The organism is Pseudomonas mendocina (assembly GCF_003008615.1).
GTDB lineage: Bacteria > Pseudomonadota > Gammaproteobacteria > Pseudomonadales > Pseudomonadaceae > Aquipseudomonas > Aquipseudomonas mendocina_C.
Genome location: NZ_CP027657.1, coordinates 3,734,395 through 3,760,308, shown reverse-complemented (window position 1 = coordinate 3,760,308; position 25,914 = coordinate 3,734,395). Strand labels below are relative to the sequence as shown.

The 25,914-nt window shown below is 63.8% G+C and carries 17 protein-coding genes; 13 read left to right on the top strand and 4 right to left on the bottom strand.

What is annotated here, in order from left to right; all coding sequences use genetic code 11:
- Positions 1–19: 19 nt before the first annotated feature.
- On the top strand, positions 20–754 hold the full coding sequence (locus C7A17_RS17545; RefSeq protein WP_106739221.1) for a response regulator: 735 nt from the start codon (positions 20–22) through the stop codon (positions 752–754).
- Entirely contained in the window at positions 751–1,821 is a 1,071-nt protein-coding gene (locus C7A17_RS17540) for an ATP-binding protein (protein WP_106739220.1), read from the top strand. Before C7A17_RS17545 ends, C7A17_RS17540 begins: the two co-directional genes overlap by 4 nt.
- A gap of 16 nt (positions 1,822–1,837) precedes the next feature.
- On the opposite strand, the gene C7A17_RS17535 is transcribed toward C7A17_RS17540, so the two are convergent.
- Positions 1,838–4,585, bottom strand: a complete 2,748-nt coding sequence (locus C7A17_RS17535; RefSeq protein WP_106739219.1) for an autotransporter family protein — start codon at positions 4,583–4,585, stop codon at positions 1,838–1,840.
- A 243-nt stretch (positions 4,586–4,828) separates the two neighbouring features.
- Here C7A17_RS17535 and C7A17_RS17530 point away from each other — a divergent pair, with 243 nt between their 5' ends.
- Positions 4,829–7,027, top strand: coding sequence for an OsmC domain/YcaO domain-containing protein (locus C7A17_RS17530; protein WP_106739218.1), 2,199 nt, complete (start codon positions 4,829–4,831; stop codon positions 7,025–7,027).
- Between the two features lie 2 nt (positions 7,028–7,029).
- Positions 7,030–7,632 carry a nucleotidyltransferase family protein gene (locus tag C7A17_RS17525; protein WP_106739217.1) on the top strand — a complete coding sequence of 201 codons (603 nt, stop codon included), beginning with the start codon at positions 7,030–7,032 and terminating at the stop codon, positions 7,630–7,632.
- Positions 7,633–7,636: 4 nt separating this feature from the next.
- On the opposite strand, the gene C7A17_RS17520 is transcribed toward C7A17_RS17525, so the two are convergent.
- On the bottom strand, positions 7,637–8,554 hold the full coding sequence (locus tag C7A17_RS17520; protein WP_106739216.1) for a LysR family transcriptional regulator: 918 nt from the start codon (positions 8,552–8,554) through the stop codon (positions 7,637–7,639).
- A 137-nt stretch (positions 8,555–8,691) separates the two neighbouring features.
- Between C7A17_RS17520 and C7A17_RS17515 the strand changes: the two genes are divergently transcribed.
- Positions 8,692–9,906: a cation:dicarboxylate symporter family transporter gene (locus tag C7A17_RS17515; RefSeq protein WP_106739215.1), complete on the top strand. Its 1,215-nt coding sequence runs from the start codon at positions 8,692–8,694 to the stop codon at positions 9,904–9,906.
- A 2-nt stretch (positions 9,907–9,908) separates the two neighbouring features.
- On the opposite strand, the gene C7A17_RS17510 is transcribed toward C7A17_RS17515, so the two are convergent.
- Positions 9,909–10,496, bottom strand: a complete 588-nt coding sequence (locus C7A17_RS17510; protein ID WP_106739214.1) for a hypothetical protein — start codon at positions 10,494–10,496, stop codon at positions 9,909–9,911.
- 56 nt (positions 10,497–10,552) lie between these two features.
- Positions 10,553–12,151: an argininosuccinate lyase gene (locus tag C7A17_RS17505; RefSeq protein WP_106739213.1), complete on the bottom strand. Its 1,599-nt coding sequence runs from the start codon at positions 12,149–12,151 to the stop codon at positions 10,553–10,555.
- A 453-nt stretch (positions 12,152–12,604) separates the two neighbouring features.
- Here C7A17_RS17505 and C7A17_RS17500 point away from each other — a divergent pair, with 453 nt between their 5' ends.
- The 8 genes from C7A17_RS17500 to C7A17_RS17465 all read left to right on the top strand — a co-directional run bounded on the left by C7A17_RS17500 (position 12,605) and on the right by C7A17_RS17465 (position 25,902).
- The gene (locus C7A17_RS17500) at positions 12,605–13,660 is read left to right on the top strand and encodes an alpha/beta fold hydrolase (protein WP_106739212.1); all 1,056 of its coding nucleotides are present in this window, start codon (positions 12,605–12,607) and stop codon (positions 13,658–13,660) included.
- Between the two features lie 42 nt (positions 13,661–13,702).
- Positions 13,703–16,738 (top strand): ShlB/FhaC/HecB family hemolysin secretion/activation protein, encoded by a 3,036-nt coding sequence (locus tag C7A17_RS17495; RefSeq protein WP_106739211.1) that lies wholly within the window; start codon positions 13,703–13,705, stop codon positions 16,736–16,738.
- Between the two features lie 10 nt (positions 16,739–16,748).
- Positions 16,749–20,576: a beta strand repeat-containing protein gene (locus tag C7A17_RS17490; protein ID WP_234035813.1), complete on the top strand. Its 3,828-nt coding sequence runs from the start codon at positions 16,749–16,751 to the stop codon at positions 20,574–20,576.
- Positions 20,577–20,634: 58 nt separating this feature from the next.
- Positions 20,635–22,470 (top strand): peptide transporter, encoded by a 1,836-nt coding sequence (locus tag C7A17_RS17485; RefSeq protein ID WP_106739209.1) that lies wholly within the window; start codon positions 20,635–20,637, stop codon positions 22,468–22,470.
- Positions 22,471–22,701: 231 nt separating this feature from the next.
- Positions 22,702–23,367, top strand: a complete 666-nt coding sequence (locus tag C7A17_RS17480; RefSeq protein WP_106739208.1) for a response regulator transcription factor — start codon at positions 22,702–22,704, stop codon at positions 23,365–23,367.
- A complete protein-coding gene (locus C7A17_RS17475) occupies positions 23,354–24,766 on the top strand; it encodes a sensor histidine kinase (protein ID WP_106739207.1) in 1,413 nt (470 codons plus the stop codon). The genes C7A17_RS17480 and C7A17_RS17475 overlap by 14 nt, the downstream gene beginning before the upstream one ends.
- A gap of 352 nt (positions 24,767–25,118) precedes the next feature.
- Positions 25,119–25,319, top strand: coding sequence for a Flp family type IVb pilin (locus tag C7A17_RS17470; protein ID WP_106739206.1), 201 nt, complete (start codon positions 25,119–25,121; stop codon positions 25,317–25,319).
- A 22-nt stretch (positions 25,320–25,341) separates the two neighbouring features.
- Positions 25,342–25,902, top strand: coding sequence for an A24 family peptidase (locus tag C7A17_RS17465; RefSeq protein ID WP_106739205.1), 561 nt, complete (start codon positions 25,342–25,344; stop codon positions 25,900–25,902).
- Positions 25,903–25,914: the final 12 nt, after the last annotated feature.

Below are 25,914 nucleotides of genomic sequence, written 5' to 3'. Positions count from 1 at the left end.
ACCGTCTGCGAGCCTGCCCATGTCCGAGCCCCACGCACGCACCAGCCCCGCCTCCCCCGCCCCGGCACTGGTGCTGATCGCCGAGGACGAAGCCGAGATCGCCGACATCCTCATCGCCTACCTGCAACGCAGCGGCCTGCGCACCGAGCACGCCAGCGATGGCCAGCAGGCACTGGCCCTGCATCAGACGCTCAAGCCGGATCTGCTGCTGCTTGACGTGCAGATGCCCGTGCTCGATGGCTGGAAGGTGCTCAGCGAGATTCGCTCCCGTGGCGACACCCCGGTGATCATGCTCACGGCGCTCGATCAGGACATCGACAAGCTGATGGGGCTTCGTCTGGGCGCCGACGACTACGTGGTCAAACCCTTCAACCCAGCCGAGGTGGTGGCACGGGTGCAGGCGGTGCTGCGGCGCACGCGGGGCAGTGTTCCTGCCGCCTCGCAGATGTTGCGCGTCGGCGCGTTCCAGATCGATCTGGACAGCCACGAAGCCAGCGTCTTTCGTGATGGCCAGGCGCAGACGCTGGAACTGACCCTGACCGAGTTCAAACTGCTGGCCTGCCTGATGCGCGCGCCGAAACGGGCGTTCAGCCGCGCCGAACTACTGGAAAGCTGCCTGCCCGAGGGCGACACCCAGGAGCGTACCGTGGACAGCCACGTCAGCAAGCTGCGCAAGAAGCTCGAAGCCCTCGACATCCAGGGCGTGCCGGCCAGCGTCTGGGGCGTGGGCTATCGCTTCGGCGTCGAGTCATGAAACCGACACCGGGGCTGCGCCGGCAGATCATCCTGTCCCTGGCGGTAATGGCGCTGGGGATCATCTTCATCGCGGTGTTCGGTTCCTACGTGTTCTACGCCATCGCCGTGGCCTACATGCCGGGCAGCATCTCCGAAACCTGGATGCCCTCGCGGGTAGAGATGATCTGGATCGGTTGCACCATCATCGCTGCACTGGGCATGGCGGTCTTCGTCGCCGTACGCCTGTCGCGACGGCTGATCTCCCCGCTGAACGCAGTGGCACACAGCTTGCGCGAAGTGGCTCAGGGCAAGCTCGATGCGCGCGCCCCGCTGGACGAACAGGCCATGGGCGAAACCGCACAACTGGTGCGCGACTTCAACGCCATGGCCGAGCGCCTGCAAAGCATGACCCGCGAGCGTGAGTTCTGGAACGCCGCCATCGCCCACGAACTGCGCACCCCGGTGACCATCCTGCGCGGCCGCCTGCAAGGCCTGGCCGAAGGCGTGTTCAGCCCCAGCGCCGAGCTGTTCGAAGGCCTGCTGCGCCAGGTCGAAGGCCTCAACCACCTGATCGAAGACCTGCGCGTGCTGAGCCTCAACGACAGCGGTCACCTGGAAGTGCAGCGGAGCCGCGTGCGCCTGGCCGATGAACTGGGCAGCGTGTTGCAGGCCTTCGCCACGCCGCTGGCGGACAAGGGTTTTCACCTGCACCGGGAACTGGACGCCGAACTGCAGGTGGAATGCGATGCCGTGCGCATCCGCCAGGCGCTGATGGCGCTGCTGGAAAACGCCCTGCGCCATGCCGACCCAGGCAGCCTGCGGGTGCGTCTGGAGCAGGTCGGCGACGACTGCCAACTGAGCGTGGAAGACGACGGCCCCGGCATCGACAGCGCCCTGGCCGCCGACATCTTCGAAGCCTTTCGCCGTGGCGACCCGTCGCGCTCGCGCAAGAGCGGCGGCAGCGGCCTCGGCCTGGCAGTGGTCAAGGCCATCGCCGAGGCACATGGCGGGCAGGCGTACTGTCAGGCGTCAGCGAACGGAGGCAGCCGCTTCGTGTTGAGCTGGCCGCTACAAAGGCCCGAGTAGAAATCGCCGCTCGTACTCACCACCTGACGCGAAAACCGACCGTGGCGCCGTAACCGTAGGAGTCGCTGTTGGCCAGGCTGCGGGTGAAGTTGCCTTCACCATAGAGCGAGTACTTGCCGCCGTCCCAGTCATGCGAACCACCGAAGCCGACGCCGGCCCGCACACGGTCATCGCGGCTGCGAAACACCTGATCGTCGACACGCACCGAGGTACCGTCGAGGAACTCGTTGTACAGGTTGGCGATGGTGTAGAGACGCGTGCTGTCGAGCTGACGCTCCAGGCTGATGCCCACGCGCCCTTGCAGGCTGTCGTCGCGGCCGGGGCGAACCGAGGCGCCGAATACATCGCTGAAGCTGTCGAAGCGCACCTTCGAGTAGGTCACCTGGGCCTGCGGGGTGATCACCCAGCCTCGATCCAGGGTGAAGCGCTTGCCGCTCTCCAGCGAGAAGGCGTAGCCGAACGCATCGTTGTCGCTGACCAGGCCACGCACCGGCCGCGCCGAAAGGTCACTGTCGTACCAGGTCGCCTGCGCCGTGCCATCGACATAGAAGCCGTCGTTGCCGTACCAGGTGAGCGTGGCGCCGAGGCCATAGCCATCGGTGGAGATATCGCCAGAGCCATAGTCACCCGCGCCATAGCGCCACTTGGTGTCGGCACTGCCGTTGACGTAATGCAGGGAAAGGCCGCCAACGAGGTGGCCGCCGTCGTTCTGCAGCAGCAGCGCATCGAGACCGATCTGCGTTCTGGTCATGTCGTAGCGGTACTCGCTGCCGGAGGTCGAACGCTGCGGGTCGACGCGATTGTGCCCACCTTCAACCCGTATCCAGAGGCCACTCGGGGTGGTGAAACGGCCACTGGCCTCCTCGACCGACGACACTGCACTGCCCTCCTCCCACGGACGATTGCCCACGCGTTGATACAGCGTCGGCACACCATTGAGCCCAAGCAGGATCTGCGGATAAGCCTCGTAGCTGGGCACGCCCGGCTGGTAAAGCGGCGTGCCGGGCGGCGCGGAGGTGTTCTGAATGACCGAGCGCAGGTACCAGTCGCCATCCAGGGGAGTGGATACACCGCCCTGATACAGCCGATAGGCGTAGGCGCCGGCCACCACCGCCGGGTCACCTTCGTAGGTCGTGCTGCTCGCCAGGGTGAAGATGCCGTTGGACGCCCCACCGACCTCGATGATCCTGATCCCTTCGGTGGTTTGCGCACCGGTACCACCGACGTTGATGACGGTGATGGGTGTACTGCCGGAGGTGGAGCCGGTGATCACCAGACGGTCGGTCGGAGAACTGTCGTCACCCAGCTGGGTTCTGATTTCGATGCTCCCGCCCGCCGGCGTGTAATCTCCGGCAATCGTCAGCGTACCCAGACTGCCAGGCTGCCCCGGCGCGATCACCCCGCGGTTGGTGGTGACGCCGACCTGGCCGATGCCCGTGAGACGAGCCCCCGCCAGCACATCCATGGTGCCGCCAAGGGTGCCATCGACCTGCAGGGTTCCGGCCTGTACCAGAGCGTCGCCGGTGAAGGTCGAGCTGTTGCCCGTCAAGGTCAGTCTGCCCGCGCCCAGCTTGTTGAAGGTCGAGGTGCCGGAAAAGGCGGTGCCGATGCCGATGTTGTAGCCGTTGCTGTCGAACCAGGCGCCCTCCGTGCCCACGGCCAGCCCCGCCGTGAAGTTTCTCAGGAAGTTGTTCTCGTTGCGGTTGGCCCGCAGAATGCCGCCATCAAGATCGAGGTCGGCAGTGCCGAGCCCGGCAATCACCGCCCCGGCTTCGAGAACACCGCGCCCAGCGGCGCTACCATTGAGATGAAGCGTTCCGTCGCTGGTGGCGGTGTCGGCGATATGCACGTTGTCTGCAATCTGCACCAGGCCGCCATTGTCGATGGAAATCGTGCCGCTGCCCTCGACACCCACCCGCAGATCATCGCTCGCGCTCAGCGTCGAAACATCACCCGTAGTGCTCGATACGCTCACCGTACCGTCACTGCCGGCGAGATAGCCAATGTAGATAGTCGCAGCGCCACCACCGGCCTGCTCGGTGCTGACCGCGGCACCGTCCTCGACCTGCAGAACACCCGTGCCCTCGAAACCGACATAGATGTTGTCGATCGGAGCCCAGCTCGACCCAAGACCGTTCACGGTGACGCGGCCATTGCCCCCACCAATGACGCCTATCAACCCCTGCTGGCTGCGCACCACGCCACCATCGTTGATATCCAGCGTGCCAACGCCACCGACACCGATCTGAAAACTGGGGCTGGGATTCGCGGCCGACCTGGCGTCCCACAAGGAGTCGGCCCCCGACACAGTGACGTTACCGATGCTGCCAGCATCTCGACCGACAGAAACGCTGCCCTCGCTACTCACCACGCCACCATCGAGGATATCCAGCCGGCCAGTGCTGCCCGTCTCGACGCCGATATAGGTTTCACCGTCTATCGTCCAGGTGGAAGCATTGCCTGCACCGCCCGCCCCCTGGACGGTCACCGTGCCACTGTCGAAGTTGCCGACATAGGCATCTGCGGTGCCGCTGACGGTTCCACCGGCATCGATCAGCAAGGTGCCGGCAGCACCATCCCCCACGACAAGATCGCCGCCAACGACCCAGTCAGTGCCTGGGGGTGGCGTGGGGTTCACGTCGCCAGTGAATGTCACTTGTGCGCTCGCCGGTCGAGTACTGTCCAGGCCCCAGATAGAAGCGGCAATCGCGGCGGAAAGAATCAGGGAATGGCGAAGGGGGAACGCTGCGTCGTTGTACTTCATGGCGCAATTTCCTTATGTCGTTATAAGCCGTACACCCGGTTCACCTGGTGGTATCTGAGTGCGCGGTGTAACACGGCTGAATCAGTTGTAGGTTTTATAGAACATCATCCGCTGTATCGCGAGCAGGCTGATTCCAATCGGCAATAGTGCCGCCTGCATTACGGCAGATTCATCCGACCCAGCACACCCCGCAGAAAACCCGGATAATGGCGGCCATTTTGTTTCGCTTGCTGGTGCTGCCTCATGGAAATCAAGGTCAACTTTCTCGACAACCTGCGCCTGGAGGCCAAGTTCGACGACTTCACGGTGATCGCCGATCAACCGATTCGCTACAAGGGCGATGGCTCGGCGCCGGGGCCGTTCGACTACTTCCTGGCCTCCTCGGCGTTGTGCGCGGCCTATTTCGTCAAGCTGTACTGCCAGACGCGAGACATCCCCACCGAGAACATCCGCCTGTCGCAGAACAATATCGTCGACCCGGAGAACCGCTACGCGCAGATCTTCAAGATCCAGGTCGAACTACCCGCCGATATATCCGAGAAGGATCGCCTGGGTATCCTGCGCTCCATCGACCGCTGCACCGTGAAAAAGGTGGTGCAGCAGGGCCCCGAGTTCATCATCGAGGAAGTGGACAACCTCGACGCCGATGCCCAGGCGCTGCTGATGCCGGTGTCCGATACCACCACTTACATCCCGGGCAAGGATCTGCCGCTGGAGCAGACCATCGCCAATATGTCGGGCATCCTCGCGGATCTGGGCATGAAGATCGAGATCGCCTCCTGGCGTAATATCGTGCCCAACGTCTGGTCGCTGCACATTCGCGACGCACAGTCGAACCTGTGCTTCACCAACGGCAAGGGATCGACCAAGGAAAGTGCCCTGGCCTCGGCACTTGGCGAATTCATCGAGCGACTGAACTGCAACTTCTTCTACAACGACCAGTTCTGGGGCGAGGACATCGCCGCGGCCGAGTTCGTCCATTACCCCAACGAGCGCTGGTTCAAGCCGGGCCCGAAGGATGCGCTGCCCGAGGAGATTCTCGACGAGCACTGCCTGGCCATCTACAACCCGGATGGTGAGCTGCGCGGCTCGCACCTGTATGACACCAACTCCGGCAACACCCTGCGCGGCATCTGCTCGCTGCCATTCGTGCGCCGCAGCGATGGCGAGACGGTGTATTTCCCGTCCAACCTGATCGAGAACCTGTACCTGTCCAACGGCATGAGCGCTGGCAATACCCTGGCCGAGGCCCAAGTGCAGTGCCTGTCGGAGATTTTCGAGCGGGCGGTCAAACGCGAAATCCTCGAAGGCGAGCTGTGCCTGCCGGATGTGCCGCAGGACGTGCTGGCCAAGTACCCGGGCATCGTTGCCGGCATCCAGGGCCTGGAGGAGCAAGGCTTCCCGGTGCTGGTCAAGGATGCCTCCCTCGGCGGTGAATTCCCGGTGATGTGCGTGACCCTGATGAACCCACGCACTGGTGGCGTATTCGCCTCCTTCGGCGCGCACCCGAGCCTGGAAGTGGCGCTGGAGCGCAGCCTTACCGAACTGCTCCAGGGCCGCAGCTTCGAGGGCCTCAACGACCTGCCGCAGCCGACCTTCGACAGCCTGGCACTGACCGAGCCGAACAACTTCGTCGAGCACTTCATCGACTCCAGCGGCGTGGTCTCCTGGCGCTTCTTCGGCGCCACGCCGGACTTCGAATTCGTCGAGTGGGATTTCTCCGGCGAAGGCAGCGACTCGAATGAACAGGAAGCCGCGACCCTGTTCGGCATCCTCGAGGACATGGGCAAGGAGGTCTACGTGGCCACCTACGACGACCTCGGCGCCAACGCCTGCCGCATCCTGGTGCCGGGCTATTCGGAGATCTACCCGGTCGAGGATCTGATCTGGGACAACACCAATAAGGCGCTGCTGTTTCGCAAGGACATCCTCAACCTGCACGCCCTCAGCGACCGCGAGCTCAAATCGCTGCTGCGCAACCTCAACAACACCGAGGTCGACGACTACACCGATATCACCACGCTGATCGGCGTCGAGTTCGACGACAACACGGTGTGGGGCCAGTTGACCATCCTCGAGCTGAAGCTGCTGATCAACCTGGCGCTGAAGAAATACGACGACGCCAAGGAGCTGGTCGAAGCCTTCCTGCAGTACAACGACAACACCGTCGAGCGCGGCCTGTTCTACCAGGCAGTGAATGCCGTGCTGGAAGTGCAGCTGGACGACGAGCTGGAGCTGGCCAACTTCGAGCACAACTTCCGCCGCATGTTCGGCAGCGAGCGCATCGATGCCGCAATCGGCTCGGTGGACGGTAGCGTGCGCTTCTTTGGCCTGACGCCGACCAGCATGAAGCTGGAAGGGCTGGACAAGCACCTGCGCCTGATCGACAGCTACAAGAAGCTGCACGCGGCGCGCGCCAGGGCAGCAGGGTTGGCCGGCTGAACATGGCCAGCGAGCGCCCAGTCCAGAGGGTCGCAGCGCTGATGCTGGCGGCCGGCTACAGCCGCCGCTTTGGCGCCGACAAGCGCCGGCTGGAACTCAGCGACGGGCGCTCGTTGCTCGCCGCCAGCCTGGCACTGCCCTGTTCGATGCTGGAAGAAATCTGGCTGGTATTGCGCCCGGACGAAGCAGGTGGGGAGCTGGGCCTGCCGCTGACTGTCAGCCTGATCCAGCATCCGGCAACGGTTCAGGGCATGGGCCACAGCCTGGCCGCCGGCGCCGAAAGGCTACTGGCCGAATCGCGCGCTGACGCCGTGGCGATCTTTCTTGCCGACATGCCGCTGATTCGCCGCGACAGCCTGGAAACCCTGATCGCCCACGCCAGGGCGAACACCATCGTGCTGCCCAGCTACCAGGGCAAGCGCGGCCATCCGGTACTGTTCGGCCGCGATTTCTGGCCGCAGCTCGCAATGTTGAGCGGCGATGCCGGCGCCAAGCCGGTGCTTCAGCAGAACCCCGAGGCCGTGCGTATCGTCGAGCTGGACGATCCCGGCATCCTGCAGGACATCGATACCCGGGAAGACTGGCAACGTCTCGCCACGCACTGAGCCCTTAATGCGGCTCCTTGCGGTACTCGCTGCCCAGCTCACGGGCCAGGGCGATGAAGTTGGCCACCTGTGGTGACTGGTGCAGTTCGCGGCAAACCAGGGTGATCGGTGCAACCAGGCGCGGCTTGGCATCGCGGATCGAACGATAGGCCACGCTGTGTTCATGGAAGCCGCGCATCGACGCGGGCACCACGGACACACCGGCCCCCGCGGCCACCAGGCTGACATTGGTCAGCATGCGCTCCACCTCGAATGCCACATGCGGTTCGAACCCGGCATTGCGACAAGCCTGCAGGAAATTGGCGTACATCCCCGGCGCACCGGGGCGGCGCACCAGAATCAATGGCTCGTCAGCCAGATCCTTCAGTGAAACGGCACCATTGCCCTGCAACAGCCGATGCCCGACCGGCAGCGTGAGCACCAGCTCTTCATTGAGCAGGCGGTGGTAGGCGATGCCCTGTGGGTTGCCTACCGGCGCGCGCAGGATGCCGACATCCACGTCGCCGTCACTGACATCATCGGTCAGCTCCTGGGCATTGCCTTCATTGAGACCGATATCCACTCCCGGATACAGATCCCGATAGCGGCGGATGATCCGTGGAATCAGCGGGTGCGAGGCAGCCGAACTGGTGAAGCCGACACTCAGGCGCCCCTCGATGCCTTTGGCCGTACGTGCCGCCTTCAGCGCGCCCTGCGATACCCGCTGGAGAATGTCGCGCGCCTCGCGCAGGAACACCTCGCCGCCGACGGTAAGGTCAACACCCTTGGCATGGCGAATGAACAGGTCGAAGCCGAGCTCCTGCTCCAGCGCCCGGATCTGCTGGCTCAGCGGTGGCTGCTGCATGTTCAGGCGGGCCGCAGCGCGGGTGAAGTGCTTTTCTTCGGCGACCATGACGAAGTAGCGCAGATGACGAAGTTCCATGCAGCCCCTTGGGGAGGTTTATAAAGCCGTCACACAATACCGAATCCGCTCGTCGATGGGGTAGGATGAGCACCTCCCGTGTGGCCTCTAAGAACCTGTAAAAGCCACGACGACGAACAAGAATAAAACAGGCTCCGATGATCTTCAGGCATTCTCGAACAGGCATTGTCCTGCTTCTGCTGGCGCTGGTTCTCGGCGCTCTGCTGGGTGTCTGGCGTCCCGGCCTGGCGGTGGAAATGAAGCCGCTCAGTGACCTGTTCATCTCCGCCATCGGCCTGTGCGCGCCGGTGGTGATGTTCGTCCTGGTGTGCTCCAGCGTCGCTGCGCTCAGCGACTACCGCGCCACCGCGCGCCTGGGGCTCAAGGCCGTCGGCTACTGGCAACTGATGTCGCTGCTGTCGCTGCTGACCGGTTTGCTGGTCGCCCTGCTGCTGCACCCTGGCGGCGGCCTGCAGCATATGGGCAGCGACTGGAGCACCCTGCAATCGGAAAACGATGGCCCGCTCTTCTCGCGCATTCCCGGCTTGCTGCTCGACTCGCTGGAGCAGAGCTTCGTCCTCAAGGTTCTGCTCGCCGCCGTCATCTGCGGCCTGCTGCTCGGCCGCAGTGGTGCGCTCGGCCAACGCCTGACGCAGCATCTCGACCAGGCGGTGAAAGGCGTCTTTCGCGCCATGCAGGTGATCGTCAGCTTCGCACCGCTGGCGGCTTTCGGTGCCATTGCCTTCATCATCGGCAAATACGGCCTGGAAGCCGCGGTGCCGCTGGCCAAATTCGTCGTGGCAGCCTATGCAGCCTGCCTCGTTTACCTGCTGCTGGTGCCGGCCATCGCCCTGCGTCTGGCGGGCTACCGACTGTGGCGCCTGATCCGCTACGTCAAGGAAGAGCTGCTGCTGGTGGCCGCCACCGGCTCATCGGTCGCCGCCCTGCCACGCCTGATCGACAAACTGGAAGCGGCCGGTTGCGACAGCCAGACCGTGCGCCTGACGCTTACCGCCGGCTACAGCTTCAACCTCAATGGCTCGAACCTCTACCTGGCCGTGGCCATCGTGTTTCTCGCCCAACTGGCTGACGTCGAACTGGACGCCCTGCAACTGGGCACCATCCTGCTGATCAGCCTGCTGACCTCATTGGGCTCGACCAGTGTCGCCGGTTCAGCCTTCGTCACGCTCACCGCGACGCTCAGCGTGCTGAATATCCTGCCGCTGGAAAGCATCGGCATCCTGATCGGGGTGGAACGTCTGATGAAATGCCGCTCGCTGACCAATGTGCTCGGTAACTGCGTGGCCTGCGTGGTCATCGCCCACTGGGATGGCAAGGTAGACAGGCAGAAGCTGCGAGCAGTGCTGAGTTGACGTCAGCGGCGAGCCAACTGCGCTCTCACATGCCGAATACGAAAAGAAGTGGCTACCTGTGGACGCAAGCCATGCCGCTCCACCAGATCGGCCGTCGTGCCACGACCGACGAAAACCACCTCCTGCAAGTGCGGGAAATGGCTAGTGCGCCCCAGGTAGCCCAGTAAAGCGTCAAGAACCGTGAACGCCGATAGACCGCGCCGCCCTTCACTGGACGTCTCACCGTCGACCCAGGCCTGCTCGCTGTGCCAAGCGGGCAGATCCGTGGGCAGGTTGCGGCCATCGACGACGCTGAACTGCGGCACGAGCACCAGTGTGCCGTCGTGCGTATCGAGCAACGCCTCGCTGGAGTTCGAGTCGTCTTCGATGCGCACGACCACACGGCGGATGTCTCGCGGCAGGTTGTACAGGTCGGCGTTGGCTGCAAGCGGAAGAGCGAAGTTGCCGGCGGCATCATGGAGTCGCAGCAACTGCACCCTGCCATCGACAGGTGTGGCGGATTCGGCTCGGCGCGCCGCTGTCTCGCTGAAGACCATGTTGGCCAGGACGACCGAACAGAGCAGCAGGATGTAGCGGCGCGGATGTTCCATGGTTAACGCTCCTGACGAAAATGAGCAGCGAGACCGGGAAGCCCCGCCACCCGAAATCAGCGGGATGCCGGCAGGAGCTTGGCGAAGGCCTTGCCCAACGCTTCGTCCGCCTGGATCAGATGCTGGCGACGCTCAGTCATCCAGCGCTCGTCCGCCTGCAGGCGCTTGCCCGCCTCGGCCAGCATGCGCTTGACCTCGGTAGGCTGCGGGCCGCCAGTGCCCTGGCGCGTCTCGACCATGGTGCGCGGCGACAGGGTGGCGCGGAAGGCGCTCTCGCTCAGTGGCAGACGCTGATCCTTCCAGTCGTACTTCTGCGCAGCCTTGGTGAAGAGCTTCTGCGCGTCGGCGTAAGGGAACTCCTTCGGCAACAAGCCTTGGTCACGCGCCTGCCCGACGATCAACGAGGCGAAGCTGTGGCCGATGCGGAACGGCACCTTGTGCTCGCGTTCGAGCGTATCGGCCAGCTCCATCGAGGTCGTCCAGTCGGCGTCGAGCTCCTCCATGGCCCGCTCAGGGTTGATCACCAGCGCATCGAGCACCAGGTTCAGACGCTCGAACATGTCGGCAGCCGAGCCGAACAGGCCAAGGTCGTCGAACGCCGCCTTGTAGTCGGTCATGCCGGTGGTGACGTTGTGCGCGCGAATGGTGGTGGCGCCGGCCAGGCCCACCACATCGGACGCCGACTCACGGGTGCGCATCAGCAGGCCGGGATTGCGCTTCTGCGGCATGGCGCTGCTGGTGTAGGTCGAGCCTTCCTCGAGCAGCAGCCAGGGACGCGTCTGGTGGTACTGGGTATGGATATCGCCGATCAACGCACCGACGCGGATGGCCGAAGACGATGCGATGCCCGCTGCTTCCAGCGGAATGTCGAAGGTCGATACCTGGCTGGAATCCAGCGAATTCTCGCGCACGCCATCGAAGCCCAGCAGCGTGGCCAGGCGCTCACGGTTCAGCGGCCAGCCGGAGTTGGCCAGCACTGCCGTGCCCATCGGGCTGAGGTTCAGACGTACATAGAGTTCGCGAATACGCTGCGCATCTCGCTCGAAGGCGGCTTCGAAGGCCAGCAGGTAGTGCGCGTAGCTGATCGGCATGGCCTGCACACCGTTGGTGTAGGCAGGGATCAGGGTGTCGACATTGTCCCCGGCGATCTTCAGCAGGCGTGCGCGCGACGAGTTGAGCGCATCGCTGTAATCCAGCACCTGGGCACGCAATACGGCCAGGCGATAGGTGGCGTACATGTCCTGGCGGCTGCGCCCGGAGTGAATCAGCGAGGCTTCGGGGCCGATCTTGTCGATCATGATCTGTTCGACCTGCAGCACGTCGCTAGGGCGTTTGCCACCCGGCTGGGCGGCCTGATCGAGCACGTGTTGCACACCGCCGGCGATGCGCCGCCCCTGCGGCGCGGAGACGATGCCCTCCTCGGTCAGCATGACGATCGAGGCCTTGTTGATGCGGTTCAACCAGGAGAACTGGCTCTCGTAGGCGCCGCCCTTGAGCGCTGACTTGTCCACAGTCGCGCCGATCTTGCGCGCCTGCTCGGCGCATTCGGCCGTGGTACGGCAAGGCAGTTCGGCCGTATTGGCCGCCAGAGCGCCGGAAGAGGTAAACAGCGCATAGACGACAGCGAGGTGAAGCAGGGTCTTTCTTGTTCTCATGGTTTCAGTTCCGCTCGGTATCAGTGAGGGCTCGGCTGCCGTGCAGTGGAGCAGCCCTGCCGATGCTAGCGGCATGCATGAGAGATATGAAATATATTAAAAATATCCAATCAATACCTTAAAAGTACCAACAAGATCTCGCCGGGCACCACCTCCCGTAGGGTGCGCTGTGCGCACCGAGCGAACCGCAGAAATCGAGATGAACCACAGCGATTGGTACGCGTGGCGCACCCTACCTGTGCTACGCCCAGCGGAGGCAGCCCCTCCCCACCCAATACTCAAAAAGTATCGAATGGCTATTTTCAAGATATTTTATCTAGCAAAAAACCGCTGTTAGCATCGTCGCCATAACTCCAATCAACCAGGTCGACCTGCGCTTGCCAACCAGCAGGTACGACTTAGCGACATGCCAGTGCCTTGCCAGGTGTGCCGCGTTCTCTGCCGAGGTGGAATATGCCGTACGACGTTCTCTGGCCCCTGGGTGCTCTGCTCAAGCGAGGCCCGAACCTCCGCAGACAGGCCGTCCTGGCCGTCGCCCTGCTGACCACCGCCTTGTATTGCGGCTTCGCCAGTGCCAGCCAGCAGTTGCTGCGCCTGGGCCAGAACGAACCCTACAACTTCCTTGCCTTCGCCAATACCGACCTGAATGGCGCCAGCCCGGCCTCCCGCGCTGTGGTGCTGGTTCACGGTGTGCGTCGTAACGCCGACGACTACTACCAATACGGTCAGAGCCTGCTGAAGAAAGCCGGATTCGACGCCAACGACACCCTGTTGCTGTCGCTGAATTTTCTCACCGCCGAGGACAGCCGCGCCGGTAGCGACATGCCGCTGTGGGCTCGTGACAAATGGATGCACGGCACCGCCTCGAGCAAAGGTCGCCGCGGCATCGACGCCTTCGCGGTACTGGATGACCTGCTGCTGTATCTGGCCGACCGCAAGCATTTTCCCGCCCTGCAGGAGATTGTGTTGATCGGCCACTCCGCCGGTGGCCAGCTGATGCAGCGCTACAGCATTCTCGGCGACGGCGACGAGCGCCTCGCCACTACCGGGATCAAGGTTCGCTACGTCATTTCCGCGCCGTCTTCCTATGTCTACATCGAAGACAGCCGCCTGCAGGAGGGTTCGTTCAAACCGGTGCGTACGGTCATGTGCCCGAGCTTCAGTCGCTATCGCTACGGCCTGGATCGCGCCCCCTTCTACCTGACCCGGCAGAACCTCGGCGCCGAGCAATTGTTTCGCCGTTATGCCGCCCGCGACGTGACCTTCATGGTCGGTGAGCGCGACAACGACCCGTGGCACCGCGTGCTGGATCGCACCTGCGGGGCCAACATGCAGGGCGCACATCGGGTCGAGCGCCAGCTCAATTACCTGCGCTACGAGGCCTTCCTTTCCAGCAAGTGGGGCGTGCCGATCCATCACCCACAGATCACGGTCGCCGGTATCGGCCACAACGCAGCCCGTTTGCTGGCCACGACAATCGTCGCCGACACGCTGTTCCCGAAACGCTGATACCTCGTCTGCCCGACTCACAAAAACAACAACGAGCTTGCCATGACTTCGACCTTCACCTCCGCCCAGGTACGCCGGGTGCTGCACCCGCGCAATCTGACCCTGCTGGCCGCGGCGATCCTCGCTGCCCAGGCTCAGGCCGAGCCCCTGCCCTCCGCCGGCACGCTGTTCGACAACAACCGCGACATCCTGCGCCCGGCTGAACGCGCCCAGGAGGCGCCGCGTGGCAATGTGCGTATCGAAGCCCAGGATGACCGCAGCCAGGCCGCAGCCAACCCAGCCGAACAGGCCTCCGCCGCCTTTCACGTGAATGCCTTCAAACTCAGCGGCAATCGTGAGATCAGCGAGTCGCGCCTGCAGCAGGAGCTAGCCCCCTACACAGGTCGTGAACTGAACCTCGCCGGCCTGCGTGAGGCCGCCGCCCGTGTCACCGATCTGTACCGCAGCCGCGGCTATCTGGTGGCCCGCGCCTATTTGCCCGCCCAGGAGATCGCCGATGGCGTGGTCACCATCGGCGTGCAGGAAGGCCGCGTCGGCAGCGTGCGCGCCGAGGCAGACAGCAACGTGCGCCTGCGCCCTGGCATGCAGCAACGCTTCGTCGACGCAATTCCCAGCGGCAGCGTGATCCGCGAGGCCGACCTGGAGCGCGTGCTGCTGCGCCTATCCGATATCGCCGGGGTTTCGGTGCGCGCCGTGCTGCAACCATCGCGCGAGCCGGGCGCTTCCGACATCGTTCTCAAGCTCAGCGAGATGACCGCCTGGACGGGCCGCGTCAGCTTCGACAACCACGGCAACTACTACACCGGCGCCAACCGGGTCACCAGCAACGTCAGCCTCAACGACGCCTTCGGCTTTGGCGAAAGCCTGTTCTTCAATGGCCAGAACAGCTTCGAGGGGTTGGAGATCCGCGGCCTTGGTTATCGTCAGCCACTGGGCTCCAGTGGCCTCACCCTGGGCGCCAACTATGCGGAAATGGAATACGCCATCGGCAAGAGTCTGAAGACCGCTGATGCCAGCGGCACCGCCATCGTTTCCTCGGTGTTTCTCGACAGCTCGCTGCTGCGCAGCCGCGATGCCAACATCTCGTTCAACCTGGCCGAAGAGCACCGTCATTTCGAGGACGAAGCCGGCGCCTTCGCGGTGAAGAAATCCGCCGTGTTCCGCAGCGCCACGCTTTATGGCGACTGGCGTGACGACTGGGCTGGCAGCAACCGCTGGAGCCTGGCATACGGCATCGGCAAGCTGAACAAGGACACGCCTCTCGATGAGGCCCTTGATGAGCTGACCGCCAATGCTGCCGGCCGCTATCGCAAGGCCAACCTGGCGTTCAGCCGCTTGCAGGAACTGGGCGGCGGCTACTCGCTGTTCGCTTCCATCAGCGGCCAGTGGGCAGACAAGAACCTCGATGCCTCGGAGAAATTCAGCCTCGGCGGGCCCAACGGCGTGCGTGCCTATCCGGTCGGCGAAGCCGCAGGCGATGAAGGCGTGCTAGGTCGCCTGGAGCTGCGCAAATACCTCGGCCGCTATTACGGTGCCATCGCCGAAGCCACTCTGTTCGCCGACGGCGGTCGCGTGCGGGTGAACAAGACCCCCTGGGACGACAGCGAAAACCACCTGACCCGCTACGGCTACGGCGTGGGTTTGAACGTCTATCACCGCGACCTGGTGATGAATGCCAGCCTGGCCTTCTCGCCGGGTGACGACCCGATCAGCGACGAGCGCGACAACAAGCGCTTCTGGCTCTCGGTCACCGGCACGCCGCAGGCTTTCGCCGGCCTGGCCAAGGACGTCGGTAGCCGCGAGGATTTTCGCAGCAAGAACACCGAACTGGTGCTCTACGGCTCGCTCGGCCTGGTGCCGGAATACATCGACCGCCGCGATTCCACCCGCGCCTCACCAGCCGACCAGAGCAAGCTGGCCACGGCCAATGGCCGCAACATGTCCAGCTACTGGCGCGCTCGCGACAACGTCTCCTACATCGGCGCCCACGCCGGCATCCCGATCAACGACGACACGCGCGTTCTGTGGCAGCTGGAATACGGCATCTCGGTGAACTACACCCTCAGCGGCGACGACAGCGCTCCGCTGTCGATCTCGCCCAACACGCGCCTGCGCAACTCCGGTGTGGCACTTGACGACGACCGCTTCGGCACCCTGCTCTACGGCGTCTGGGACATGCCGCTGAAGGAAAGCACCACCGGCCTCGATCCCTTCTTCGGCAAGACCAGCGCGGCCTACTACAACATCATCGGCTCGCCCGGTTTCAACAGCAGCCTGGCCAGCAACGTGTCCGGCCCGCTCAGTCAGGCCGATGAAAGCGTCAACTCCGATGCTGCCTTCAACCGTCGCCAGTCCGGCGTGGTCGCCTGGTGGTCGCCGGAGTGGCATGGCCTGCAGGTCAAGCTGGCCTACTCCAACAACGGCATGAAGGCCACTGAGGACGTCGACCGAGGCTACATCTACGGCGGCAGCGTGACCTACAAGAACGGTGGCTTCACCGCGGTCGCCGCCGCCGAACGTCACGTCAACTACTTCGGTATCGCCAACCTGGGCCGTAACGCCCGCGGCGTGGGCAGCAACACTCACGTCACCGAGGGCACCTCATCGAACGACTACAGCTTCCGCTTCGGCCTGGGCTACCGCTTCGGCAACACCCAGCTGTCGCTAGTGGCCGACGAGCTCTACTACTCGGAAGACGACGTGATCAATAACAGCGTCAGCTTCAGCGACCTCTCCGAGTACCGCCGTCGCGCCTACATGCTTGGCGTCAGCCACCGCATCGGCGCCTGGCGCCTGCGCGCCAGCTATGCCCGCGCACTGCCTGGCGAGTGCTCGATGATCTCCGCCAGTGGAATCGAGTGCGACACCAGCGGCATGGGCGCACGCCAGTACGCCCTGGGCGTTGGCTATCGTTTCACCCGCAACACCGAGGTGTTCGCCCACTACGTGCTGCTGAAGAATGCTTCGCTGTCGAACTACAACTTCGCCGTGGCCGGCGCCTACGCGGCCAGCGGCTACTCGCCAGGCGTCGGCACCACCATCAACGCCATCGGCACCGGCTTCAACTATTCATTCTGAGGAGATGACCGTGAACAACAAAAACGCCCGTCGCGGCCGTCGTCCGCAACAGCCTTCCCTCAAGCCGCTGAGCTACGCCGTGCTGTGCGTGATGCACGGCCTGATGCCGCTGAACGCCATGGCGCTGGACAGCAACGCCCTGCCCAGCAACGGCCAGATCACCGCTGGTAGCGGCAGCATCAGCCAGTCCGGCAATGTGCTGGATGTGAACCAGAACAGCCAGAAGCTGATCGCCACCTGGGACACCTTCAATGTCGGCCGTGATGCCACGGTGAATTTTCACCAGCCAGGCGCCTCGTCGGTGGCGCTCAACCGCGTGCTGTCCAGCGACGCCTCGCAGATCATGGGCCAGATAAATGCCAACGGTCAGGTCTATCTGATCAACCCTACTGGTGTGCTGTTCGGCAGCAGCGCCGCGGTCAACGTCGGCGGCCTGGTAGCCAGCGCCCTGGACATCGCCGATAACGATTTCATGGCCGGGCGCCTGCAGTTCGATGGCAAGGGCGCCGGCGGTGCGGTGATCAACCAAGGCACCATCCGTGCGGCTGACGGCGGTAGCGTCGCCCTGCTCGGCGCCCAGGTACGCAACGAGGGTACCGTGGTCGCGAAGATGGGCTCGGTGGTGCTCGGCGGTGGCGAGAAGATCACCCTCGACTACCACGGCGACGGCCTGATCAACATGCAGGTCGACGAGGCCGTCATCGATGCCAGTGTGGTCAACCAGGGCCTGCTGCAAGCCAATGGCGGTACCGTGATCATGAGCGCCCGCGCCAGCGACGCCATGCTCAGCAAGGTGGTCAACAACGAAGGCGTGATCGAGGCCAGCAGCCTGCAGCAGCGCAATGGCCGTATCGTCCTCGACGGCGGTGACAGCGGCGTGGTGGCCAGCAGCGGCGTGCTCGACGTTTCTGGCCGCAATGCCGGCGAACGCGGCGGCGAAGTGACCATGACCGGCGAATACGTCGGCCTGTTCGATGCTGCGCGTATCGACGCAAGCGGCGATGCCGGCGGCGGCACCGTGCTGCTCGGTGGCGACTACCAGGGCACGGGCCCGTTGCAACACGCCAGCGCCACCCACATGGGCAAGGACGCGCGTATCGATGCCGACGCGCTTAGCAGCGGCGACGGTGGCAAGGTCATTCTCTGGGCCACCGACAGCACCCAGTTCCACGGCAATATCAGCGTCATCGGTGGTGGTGAAGGTGGCAAGGGTGGTCTGGTGGAAACCTCGGCGCATGCACTGGACGTCAGCGGTCGCGTCGACCTCAGCGCGGCCTCCGGCAAGGGCGGCACCTGGCTGCTCGACCCTTACAACATCAACATCACCAGCGGTGCCAGCTCCGGTACCTCCAGCGAAAGCCCGTTCACCCCGAACGCCGGCGCCAGCTCGACCCTCAGCTCGGCCACGCTCAACGCCTCGCTGAGCGAGGGCGCCAACATCATCGTGCAGACCTCCTCCGGCCCCGGCACCTCCGGCGACATAAACGTGCTGGACAACGTTCAGGCGCAGGGCAACGCCAGCCTGACGCTGGTCGCCCACCGCAACATCAACATGACCGGCACCAGCATCACCCACGCCGACGGCGCCACGCTGAACGTGTCACTGCTGTCGAACTTCAACAACAGCGGCAACGGCTCGGTGGCGCTGAACAACGCCACCATCCGCACCAACGGCGGTGATCTGACCATCAGCGGTGCGGTCAACCCTAGCGGCTCGTTCGCCAGCACCAACGTCAGCAGCGGCACCGGCGTGTCCATCCGCTCCAGCCTGATCGACACCAACGGCGGCGACATCACCATTCGCGGCGCCACCTCGGCCAGCCTTGCAGCCGGCTCCAGCGCCACCGCGATGAACATCTCCGCCAGCACCCTCGATGCCGGTGGCGGCGATATCAACATCACCGCCGTGCAGGCCAGCAGCAGCGGCACGGGCGATGCGTTCATCCTGCATGGCGGCAGCAACCTGCTGACCGAGGGTGCCGGTTCCATCGACATCAGCGCCGACAACCTGGGCTCGGGCAACGGCACGCGCCTGTTCAGCACCAGCAACACCATCGCCGCCAGCGGCTCGGGTAACGTCACCCTCAGTGGCAATGCCGTCTCCGGCTTCGGCGTGCTGATCTGCTCCACCGCCAGCAGCTCGACGCAGAACATCGGTGTCGGCAGCGGCACCCTGACGGTCAAGGCCAACAGCCAGAGTGGCCGCGCGCTGTACCTGGCAGCCGCAGGCGATGGCGCGATCAATCTCACGGCCAGCAACGCGGGCAACATCGTGCTGGCCGGCGACAGTGGCGGCAGCTACGGCACGGTGCTCAACGTCACCGGCGCCGGCGCCTCAATCAACCTGATCAGCGACGGCGATATCACCGTCGAAGGCAACAGCTCCGGCGGCACCACGCCTTCGCTGGGCCTGATCACCTCCGGCAGCGGCAGCCGCATCGATATCGCCAGCACCACAGGCAATGTGCGCCTGGCCGCCGACAACAGCGTGATCAATACCGGCAGCGGCTCGTTCCGTGCGCTGTTTGTGGATGCCAGCGGCAGCAACTCTGCCATTCGCGTCGGCACCCAGAGCGGCAACCTGACCCTGGAAGGCAACAGCATCTCCGGTCGCGGCGTGGATCTCGCGCCCTCCGGCAGCGGCGCCGCTATCGAACTGTCGACCACCAGCGGCGACCTCTCGATCAGCGGCAACAGCACCAGCAGCTTCGGAGGCTACGGCATCTTCCTCAACTCCACCGGCAGCTCGCAGGGCGTCAGCATCACCACCCAGACCGGTGACATCACCCTGCGCGGTGACAGCGTGGGCACCTCCGACGCCATCGCCCTCGGCGGCAGCGGCCAGGCCTCGACCAACCGCATCGCCTCGCAGGGCGGCAACATCCTGCTCGACGGCCACTTCCATTCACCCGACACCAGCGAGCTGGATCACGGCATCGCCCTGCTCAGCGTAACCAACATCATCCAGACCACCGGCAACGGCAACGTCACCCTGGTCGGCCGTTCGACCGGCTCGGGCGATGGCGTAGACTTCTACAGCAACGGCAACAACCTGCTCAGCGTGGAAAACGGCAGACTCAGCATCACTGGCCAGGCCAACAATGCCAACGGCCTCAGCGTGCTCACCGGGCAAACCGAATTGCGTGCAACCGGCAGCGGCTCGATCAGCCTCGACGGCTATTCGCGGACGGGCAACGGCATCCATTTCTACCCCTCCAGCAATGGCAGCTCGGTGACCATCGCCAGCAACAGCGGTGACATCAGCCTCAACGGCCGCACTGATGGCAGCAGCGAGGCCAGCGGGGTGTTCATACGCAGCGGCTCGAACAGCATCTCGCTGAACTCTGCCAGTGGTGACATCAAGGTCAGCGGCCGTGGTGAAAACGGCGCCAGCGGCATCACCTTCAACGGCACCAGCAGCGGCAGCAACAGCCTGCTTACCGGCGCAGGCGGCAACCTGACCCTGGAAGCCTTCAGCCGCGGCGGCACGGCGCTGAACTTCGTCGGCGGCAACAACCGCCTCGGTGTCCAGAACGGCATCCTGCTGATCGACGCCCAAGCGCCTGGCGGCACCTACATCGCCCACGACAGCGACAACACCAGCATCGGTGCCAGTGGCAGTGGCGCGGTGGTCTATCGCCTCGGCGGGCTGATAAATGCCAGCATCCTCGGCAGCGATGGCGAGGCGACGCGTAGCCATCTGCAACAGCAGATCGCCGGCAGCGCCTGGAGCCAGGTTCTGTATCCTGACTACCGGCAGACACCGCTGGCGCCGCGTATCGATCTGATCGATCTCGATCTGTCGCAGTTGCAGGTATCGGCACCGAGCGAAAACTGAACAAGCGCGGCGCGACGCCACCCACGTCGCGCCCGCCCCATGCGTACAAGGCCAGGCCATGACCGACGAGACGTTCTCCCTCGAACACTTCGAGCAGCTCTGCTACTCGCGCCAGCACGAGGCGGCCGCACGCGAGCTGATCCGCCTGCTGCTGATCATCGACCGCCACTACGGCAAGCTGTCCGGCCAGTTCGTGCTCTCGGTATCACCGGCGATTTCAGCGACGGATCTCGAAGCCCATGTGCTGACGCGTGTCACCAGCGCCATCACCACGCTGTTCTCCGACCCTGGTTTCCAGATCAGTCCCACCGGCTTCGAGCAATTGATCAACTTCCAGCGCTGGCTGTCCTCACTGTTCGCTGCCAGCGCCTTCGTCAACGCCGACCATATCCTGCGCGCGCTCAACCTGTATTGCGGTGAAGACGGCCGGTTCGAAGTGGCTCCGACGGAGCTGGTGAAGTTCTGCGTGCTCTATTCGTCCGAGTCGCAGCTGCCACTGGACGTGGAACTGCTCTGGCAGCAGAACCGCAACCTGACCGTGGCGCTGTGCATGGCGCTGCTGTCGCCGCGCTTTCTCGGAACCCCCGCCGCACACTCCAAGCGTGAGGCGCTGCTGGCCTGGCTGCCGGAACGACTGGACAGCCTCGACAGCCTGGATCAGTTGCCGGTGGCGATCATCCATGACGTATACATGCACTGCAGCTACGCCGACCTGCCGCAGCGCCATCGCATCAAGCGCTCCATCTGCCGCCTGGTGGAGCGCAAACTGGCGCACAACGGCATCGACTCGCTGCCGATGACCACGCCCCCGCCCACCGCCGGCAAGCGCAAGATGCTGGTGGTGCTGGAGTGGTTCTCCGGTGGCCATTCGATCTACCGCACCCACTCCAGAACGCTCGAAGCCGCTCGGCAGCACTTCGAACTGCATGCAGTAGGCTATGCCAGCAACGTCGACGATCTGGGACGCGCGGTGTTCGACACGTTCACCGAGCTGAACGCGCCGAACGATCTGCTGACCTGCGTACGCCAGGTACGTGAACTGGCCGCCGAGCTGCAACCGCAGGTGCTGTACATGCCCAGCGTAGGCATGTTCCCGCTCACCCTGTTCGTCGCCAACCTGCGCCTTGCGCCCTTGCAGGTAGCTGCCCTGGGCCATCCGGCGACCACCGGCTCACGGCATATCGACTGCATCAGCGTGGAGGAGGATTTCGTCGGTGATCCGGCCTGTTTCGATGAGCAACTGCTTCTGCTGCCCAGCGACGGCCAGCCCTACCGCCCCTCGGCCATCCCTGTGGAACTCTCACTGTCCGAGCGTGCTGACGCTGACGAGGTGGCCATCGCCATCGCCGCCACCACCATGAAGCTAAACCCAGGCTTTCTGCAGGCCTGCCAGCAGATCGCCCAGCTCACCCAGCGCCACTACGGCAAGCAGGTGCGCTTTCATTTTCTCATCGGCCAGGCGCAGGGTCTGCTCTACCCGCAGTTGGAGCGCCTGATCCGACGCTACCTGCCCGACGCGCGAATCTACCCGCACCAGCCTTATCAGCAGTACCTGAGCGCCTTCAGCCGTTGCGACCTGTTCCTCAGCCCGTTTCCGTTCGGCAACACCAACGGCATCATCGATGCGTTGACCGTCGGCCTGCCGGGTGTGTGCAAGACCGGTGCGGAGGTGTTCGAGCACATCGACGAAGGGCTGCTGCGTCGCGCCGGCCTGCCCGACTGGCTGATCGCCGACAGCGTCGAAGGCTACATCGCTGCCGCCGCACGCCTGGCCGGTAACTTCGCCGAACGCCAGCGACTTTACGGTTATCTGGCGGATGGAGAACCGTTGCAGCGTCTGTTCGAAGGCAGACCCGAGGTGTTCGGCGAACGCCTGCTGGCACTGCTGGAATAAGGTCCTGACAAGCTCACCACTTCTCTAAGTTGCCGCACAGACGGCAACTCCTGCCTCTTCCTCTTTTCGTCTTGAATATCAAAAGCTTGTGCCAGAGATGGCACATTGTCACAAAACCAATTGATATTCATTCTCATTTTGTTTAATAATTCTTAACTCAACGCCCGGCAGCAGATACCCAAGAATGCTGGACGCCCTCCCCCCCTCCCAATCGAATCAAGGATCAGCACGATGCGCGTACTGGTGGTGGAAGACGATCCCTCTGTCAGTCACTGGCTCGGAAGCAAGCTGCACGCTTGTGGCCACAACTACCGCCTGGCCGACAATGGCGAAGGGGCGCTGAGCATGATCGAGAGCGAGGCATTCGACGTGGTCATTCTCGATCGTGTGCTGCCGAAAATGGATGGCATCGAAGTGTTGACCCGTCTGCATGGCCGCCCGCGTCCGCCGATCCTGATTCTTTCCGCCAACGACCAGACCAGCGACCGCGTCGAAGGCCTGCGCGCCGGCGCCGACGACTACCTCGGCAAACCGTTCGATTTCACCGAGCTGCTGCTACGCCTGGAGCTGCTTGCGCGACGCCACCAGAGCAGCGCGCAGGATGAAATCCTGCACATCGAAGACCTGCAGATCGACCTCGCCCGCCGTACGGTGATGCGCGGCCAGCAGCGCATCGACCTGACCGACAAGGAGTTCAAACTGCTCCAGGTACTCGCCGAGCACCAGGGCCAGACGGTGACCCGCAGCATGCTGCTGGAACGCGTATGGGGCTACCACTTCGATCCGCAGACCAACCTGATCGACGTGCACCTGTCCAAGCTGCGCAACAAGATCGACAAGGGCTTCCAGCGGCAAATGATCCGCACCATCCGCGCGATAGGCTATGTCCTTGGTTAACGTGTTCAGCCTCAAGCAACTCTTCGCCACCAGCAACTTCCGCCAAGCCTCGACCATCGCTTTCATCTGTCTGCTCATCGCGCTGACATCGATCATTTTCAGCAACCACCTGCTGGAACTGGTCATGCGCAGCCATGTGCGCGACATGATCCTCAACGATGTGCGCTCGCAGCAGTTACATGGTCGCCTGCTGCGCGCCGAGCACGTGGTCGCGGCGCTGAAGTACCGCGAGCCCTTCGAGAACCGCAAGGAACGCCACGCGATCGTCGTCGATGACATGGGCCGCCCACTGTATGGCGACAGGCAGCTACTCCCCGGCCTGGCCTGCCAGGGCGAATGCAACGGCAACTGGCGTCACGCGACGCTCAGAGACGTCGAAGGCAACGAGACCGAGATTCTCGGTCTGCTGGTGCCACTGGCTGACGGTGGTCGCTATTTCAGCGCCTACGATCTGCGCCCGATGCTCGAGCGCACCCGCATCATTCCGCTGATAGCCGGCGCCGGCCTGCTCCTGGTGCTGCTGTTGATCCTGCTGATCAGCCTGCCATTCAGCCGTCGTAACCTGGCACGCATCAACCTGATCCACGATGCGCTGTTTCGCTACGCCAGCGGCGATCACAGTGCCCGTGCACCGAGCGCACGCGACGGCGACGAATTCGACCAACTCGGCGGCGAGATCAACCTCAGCCTGCAGCGCATCGACCGCTTGATGGAAGAGGTGAAAACCGTCACCAGCCACATCGCCCATGAACTGCGCACGCCGCTGACGCGCCTGCAGAGCCGCCTGCTCAGCGTCTCGGAAAAACTCGAAGGCGAATCCCGCGATGAACTGCTGCGCGCCGTGCAGGACAGCGAACGCATCCAGAGCCTGTTCCGCGCGGTGATGCGCGTCGGCGAGGTCGAGACCGGGCGCTGTGCCCACCACTTCGAAGCGATCAAGGCGCGCCGGCTGCTGGAAGACGTGCGCGAGTACTACCTGCCGATGGCCGAGGAGCGCGAATGCCCGCTGCTGATCGAGTGCGCACCGGAGCACTGCATCTACGGCGACGCGGCGCTACTGTTCCAGGCCCTGGCGAACCTGGTGGACAACGCCCTGAAGTATTCGCCGAGCGGCTCGCCCATCGTGCTGGCCGCCGGCTCGGTGCGTGATCGCCAAACGATGAGCGTGGCCGACCGTGGCAAGGGCATCCCACGAGAGCTGAACGCCAAGGCCATGGAGCGTTTCAGCCGACTCGACACCAGCGGCAACATCCCCGGCAATGGCCTTGGCCTGACCCTGACGCGGGCGATCTGCGACCTGCATGGCGGCCGCCTGGTGCTGGCCGACAATCAGCCCGGGCTGCGCGCCATCCTCGAGATCAAGTCGGCGCCCATCGGCGTGGAGAAACGCCTGCCTTGAGGCTAATGCCAGTCAGTTAAGCGTCAGGATGAGGTTACGCAGGGTGTCGCGGGGCCGCCTAGGCCGTGCGCACCAATGGTGGTGGCGCCGGCATTTCGGTGCGCACGGCGCACCCTACAAAGGCCATCCGTGACAGACATTACGTCTTGTCTGATCGGCATCATGCCTTGAGGCCGCCTTCAACCTGGCGCAGACATCGCCAGCAGCTTCGCGCCCACAAAGGGGCAATCGAGACGGTGCAACAGCTCTTCCTTAAGCATTCTTAATGAAGCCGCACTTGCCTCGCAATTGAGAACAAATCTTAATATCACCTGCTCAATAACTCTGTTTCCCTCTAGCTGACGGAGCCGTCATGTACAATCGCATCAAGCACTTCCTCGCCGACGAAAGCGGCGTTACCGCCATCGAGTACGGCATCCTGGCAGCCGCCATGGCTGCCGCTATCGGCATCATCTTCGGCTCCGACGGCGTGTTCGTGACCGCCCTGAAGGAGCGCTTCTCCTCCATCGCCGACCAGATCACCAACACCAACAACCCTGGCTCCGCCAAGTAAGCAGAGCAGCCGGGAGCGCGGTATGGACAACACCTTCATCATCATCGCCCTGCTACCCGCACTGCTGTTCGTGGTCGGCTCCGATCTGCTCTATCGGCGCATCCACAACCTGCTGATTCTGGTGTTGCTGGCCCTGTGGCTGGTGTTGCCGATCACCGCTGTACTCGGCCTCGGCCCCTGGGGCGAGATGAGCAGCAGCGAACTGTTCGATCAGGTGATCTATGGACTGCTTGGTGCGGCCCTGGTGCTGGTCATCGGCTTCGGCCTGTTCTACCTGGGACGGGTCGGCGCTGGCGACGTCAAGCTGGTGGCTGCCGTCAGCCTGTGGATGTGCCAGACCAACCAGATGGCCTTCCTCATCGTCACCGCCCTCACGGGTGGGCTGCTGGCGCTGGGCCTGCCGTTGCTGAACCAGATAGAACAGTACCTCGCCCTGCGTTGGCAGCGACTCGGCGCGGCGTTTCCACGACTGAACATTCCGGTGCCCGTCGTGCTCACCGACCAGCGCCCGCAAGGCCTGCCCTACGGCGTGGCCATCGCCATCGGCGCGTTCTACACCCTGTTCGTCCCCATTCATTCCTAAACACGGTTCATG

Excerpts from the sequence above, each read along its gene's own strand:
- C7A17_RS17545 (WP_106739221.1), top strand. The coding sequence starts at position 20 with ATGTCCGAGCCCCACGCACGCACCAGCCCCGCCTCCCCCGCCCCGGCA.
- C7A17_RS17515 (WP_106739215.1), top strand. The coding sequence starts at position 8,692 with ATGATCTTCAGGCATTCTCGAACAGGCATTGTCCTGCTTCTGCTGGCG.
- C7A17_RS17530 (WP_106739218.1), top strand. The coding sequence starts at position 4,829 with ATGGAAATCAAGGTCAACTTTCTCGACAACCTGCGCCTGGAGGCCAAG.
- C7A17_RS17535 (WP_106739219.1), bottom strand. The coding sequence starts at position 4,585 with ATGAAGTACAACGACGCAGCGTTCCCCCTTCGCCATTCCCTGATTCTT.
- C7A17_RS17465 (WP_106739205.1), top strand. The coding sequence starts at position 25,342 with ATGGACAACACCTTCATCATCATCGCCCTGCTACCCGCACTGCTGTTC.
- C7A17_RS17540 (WP_106739220.1), top strand. The coding sequence starts at position 751 with ATGAAACCGACACCGGGGCTGCGCCGGCAGATCATCCTGTCCCTGGCG.
- C7A17_RS17520 (WP_106739216.1), bottom strand. The coding sequence starts at position 8,554 with ATGGAACTTCGTCATCTGCGCTACTTCGTCATGGTCGCCGAAGAAAAG.
- C7A17_RS17500 (WP_106739212.1), top strand. The coding sequence starts at position 12,605 with ATGCCGTACGACGTTCTCTGGCCCCTGGGTGCTCTGCTCAAGCGAGGC.
- C7A17_RS17505 (WP_106739213.1), bottom strand. The coding sequence starts at position 12,151 with ATGAGAACAAGAAAGACCCTGCTTCACCTCGCTGTCGTCTATGCGCTG.
- C7A17_RS17485 (WP_106739209.1), top strand. The coding sequence starts at position 20,635 with ATGACCGACGAGACGTTCTCCCTCGAACACTTCGAGCAGCTCTGCTAC.
- C7A17_RS17525 (WP_106739217.1), top strand. The coding sequence starts at position 7,030 with ATGGCCAGCGAGCGCCCAGTCCAGAGGGTCGCAGCGCTGATGCTGGCG.
- C7A17_RS17470 (WP_106739206.1), top strand. The coding sequence starts at position 25,119 with ATGTACAATCGCATCAAGCACTTCCTCGCCGACGAAAGCGGCGTTACC.
- C7A17_RS17480 (WP_106739208.1), top strand. The coding sequence starts at position 22,702 with ATGCGCGTACTGGTGGTGGAAGACGATCCCTCTGTCAGTCACTGGCTC.
- C7A17_RS17475 (WP_106739207.1), top strand. The coding sequence starts at position 23,354 with ATGTCCTTGGTTAACGTGTTCAGCCTCAAGCAACTCTTCGCCACCAGC.
- C7A17_RS17510 (WP_106739214.1), bottom strand. The coding sequence starts at position 10,496 with ATGGAACATCCGCGCCGCTACATCCTGCTGCTCTGTTCGGTCGTCCTG.
- C7A17_RS17495 (WP_106739211.1), top strand. The coding sequence starts at position 13,703 with ATGACTTCGACCTTCACCTCCGCCCAGGTACGCCGGGTGCTGCACCCG.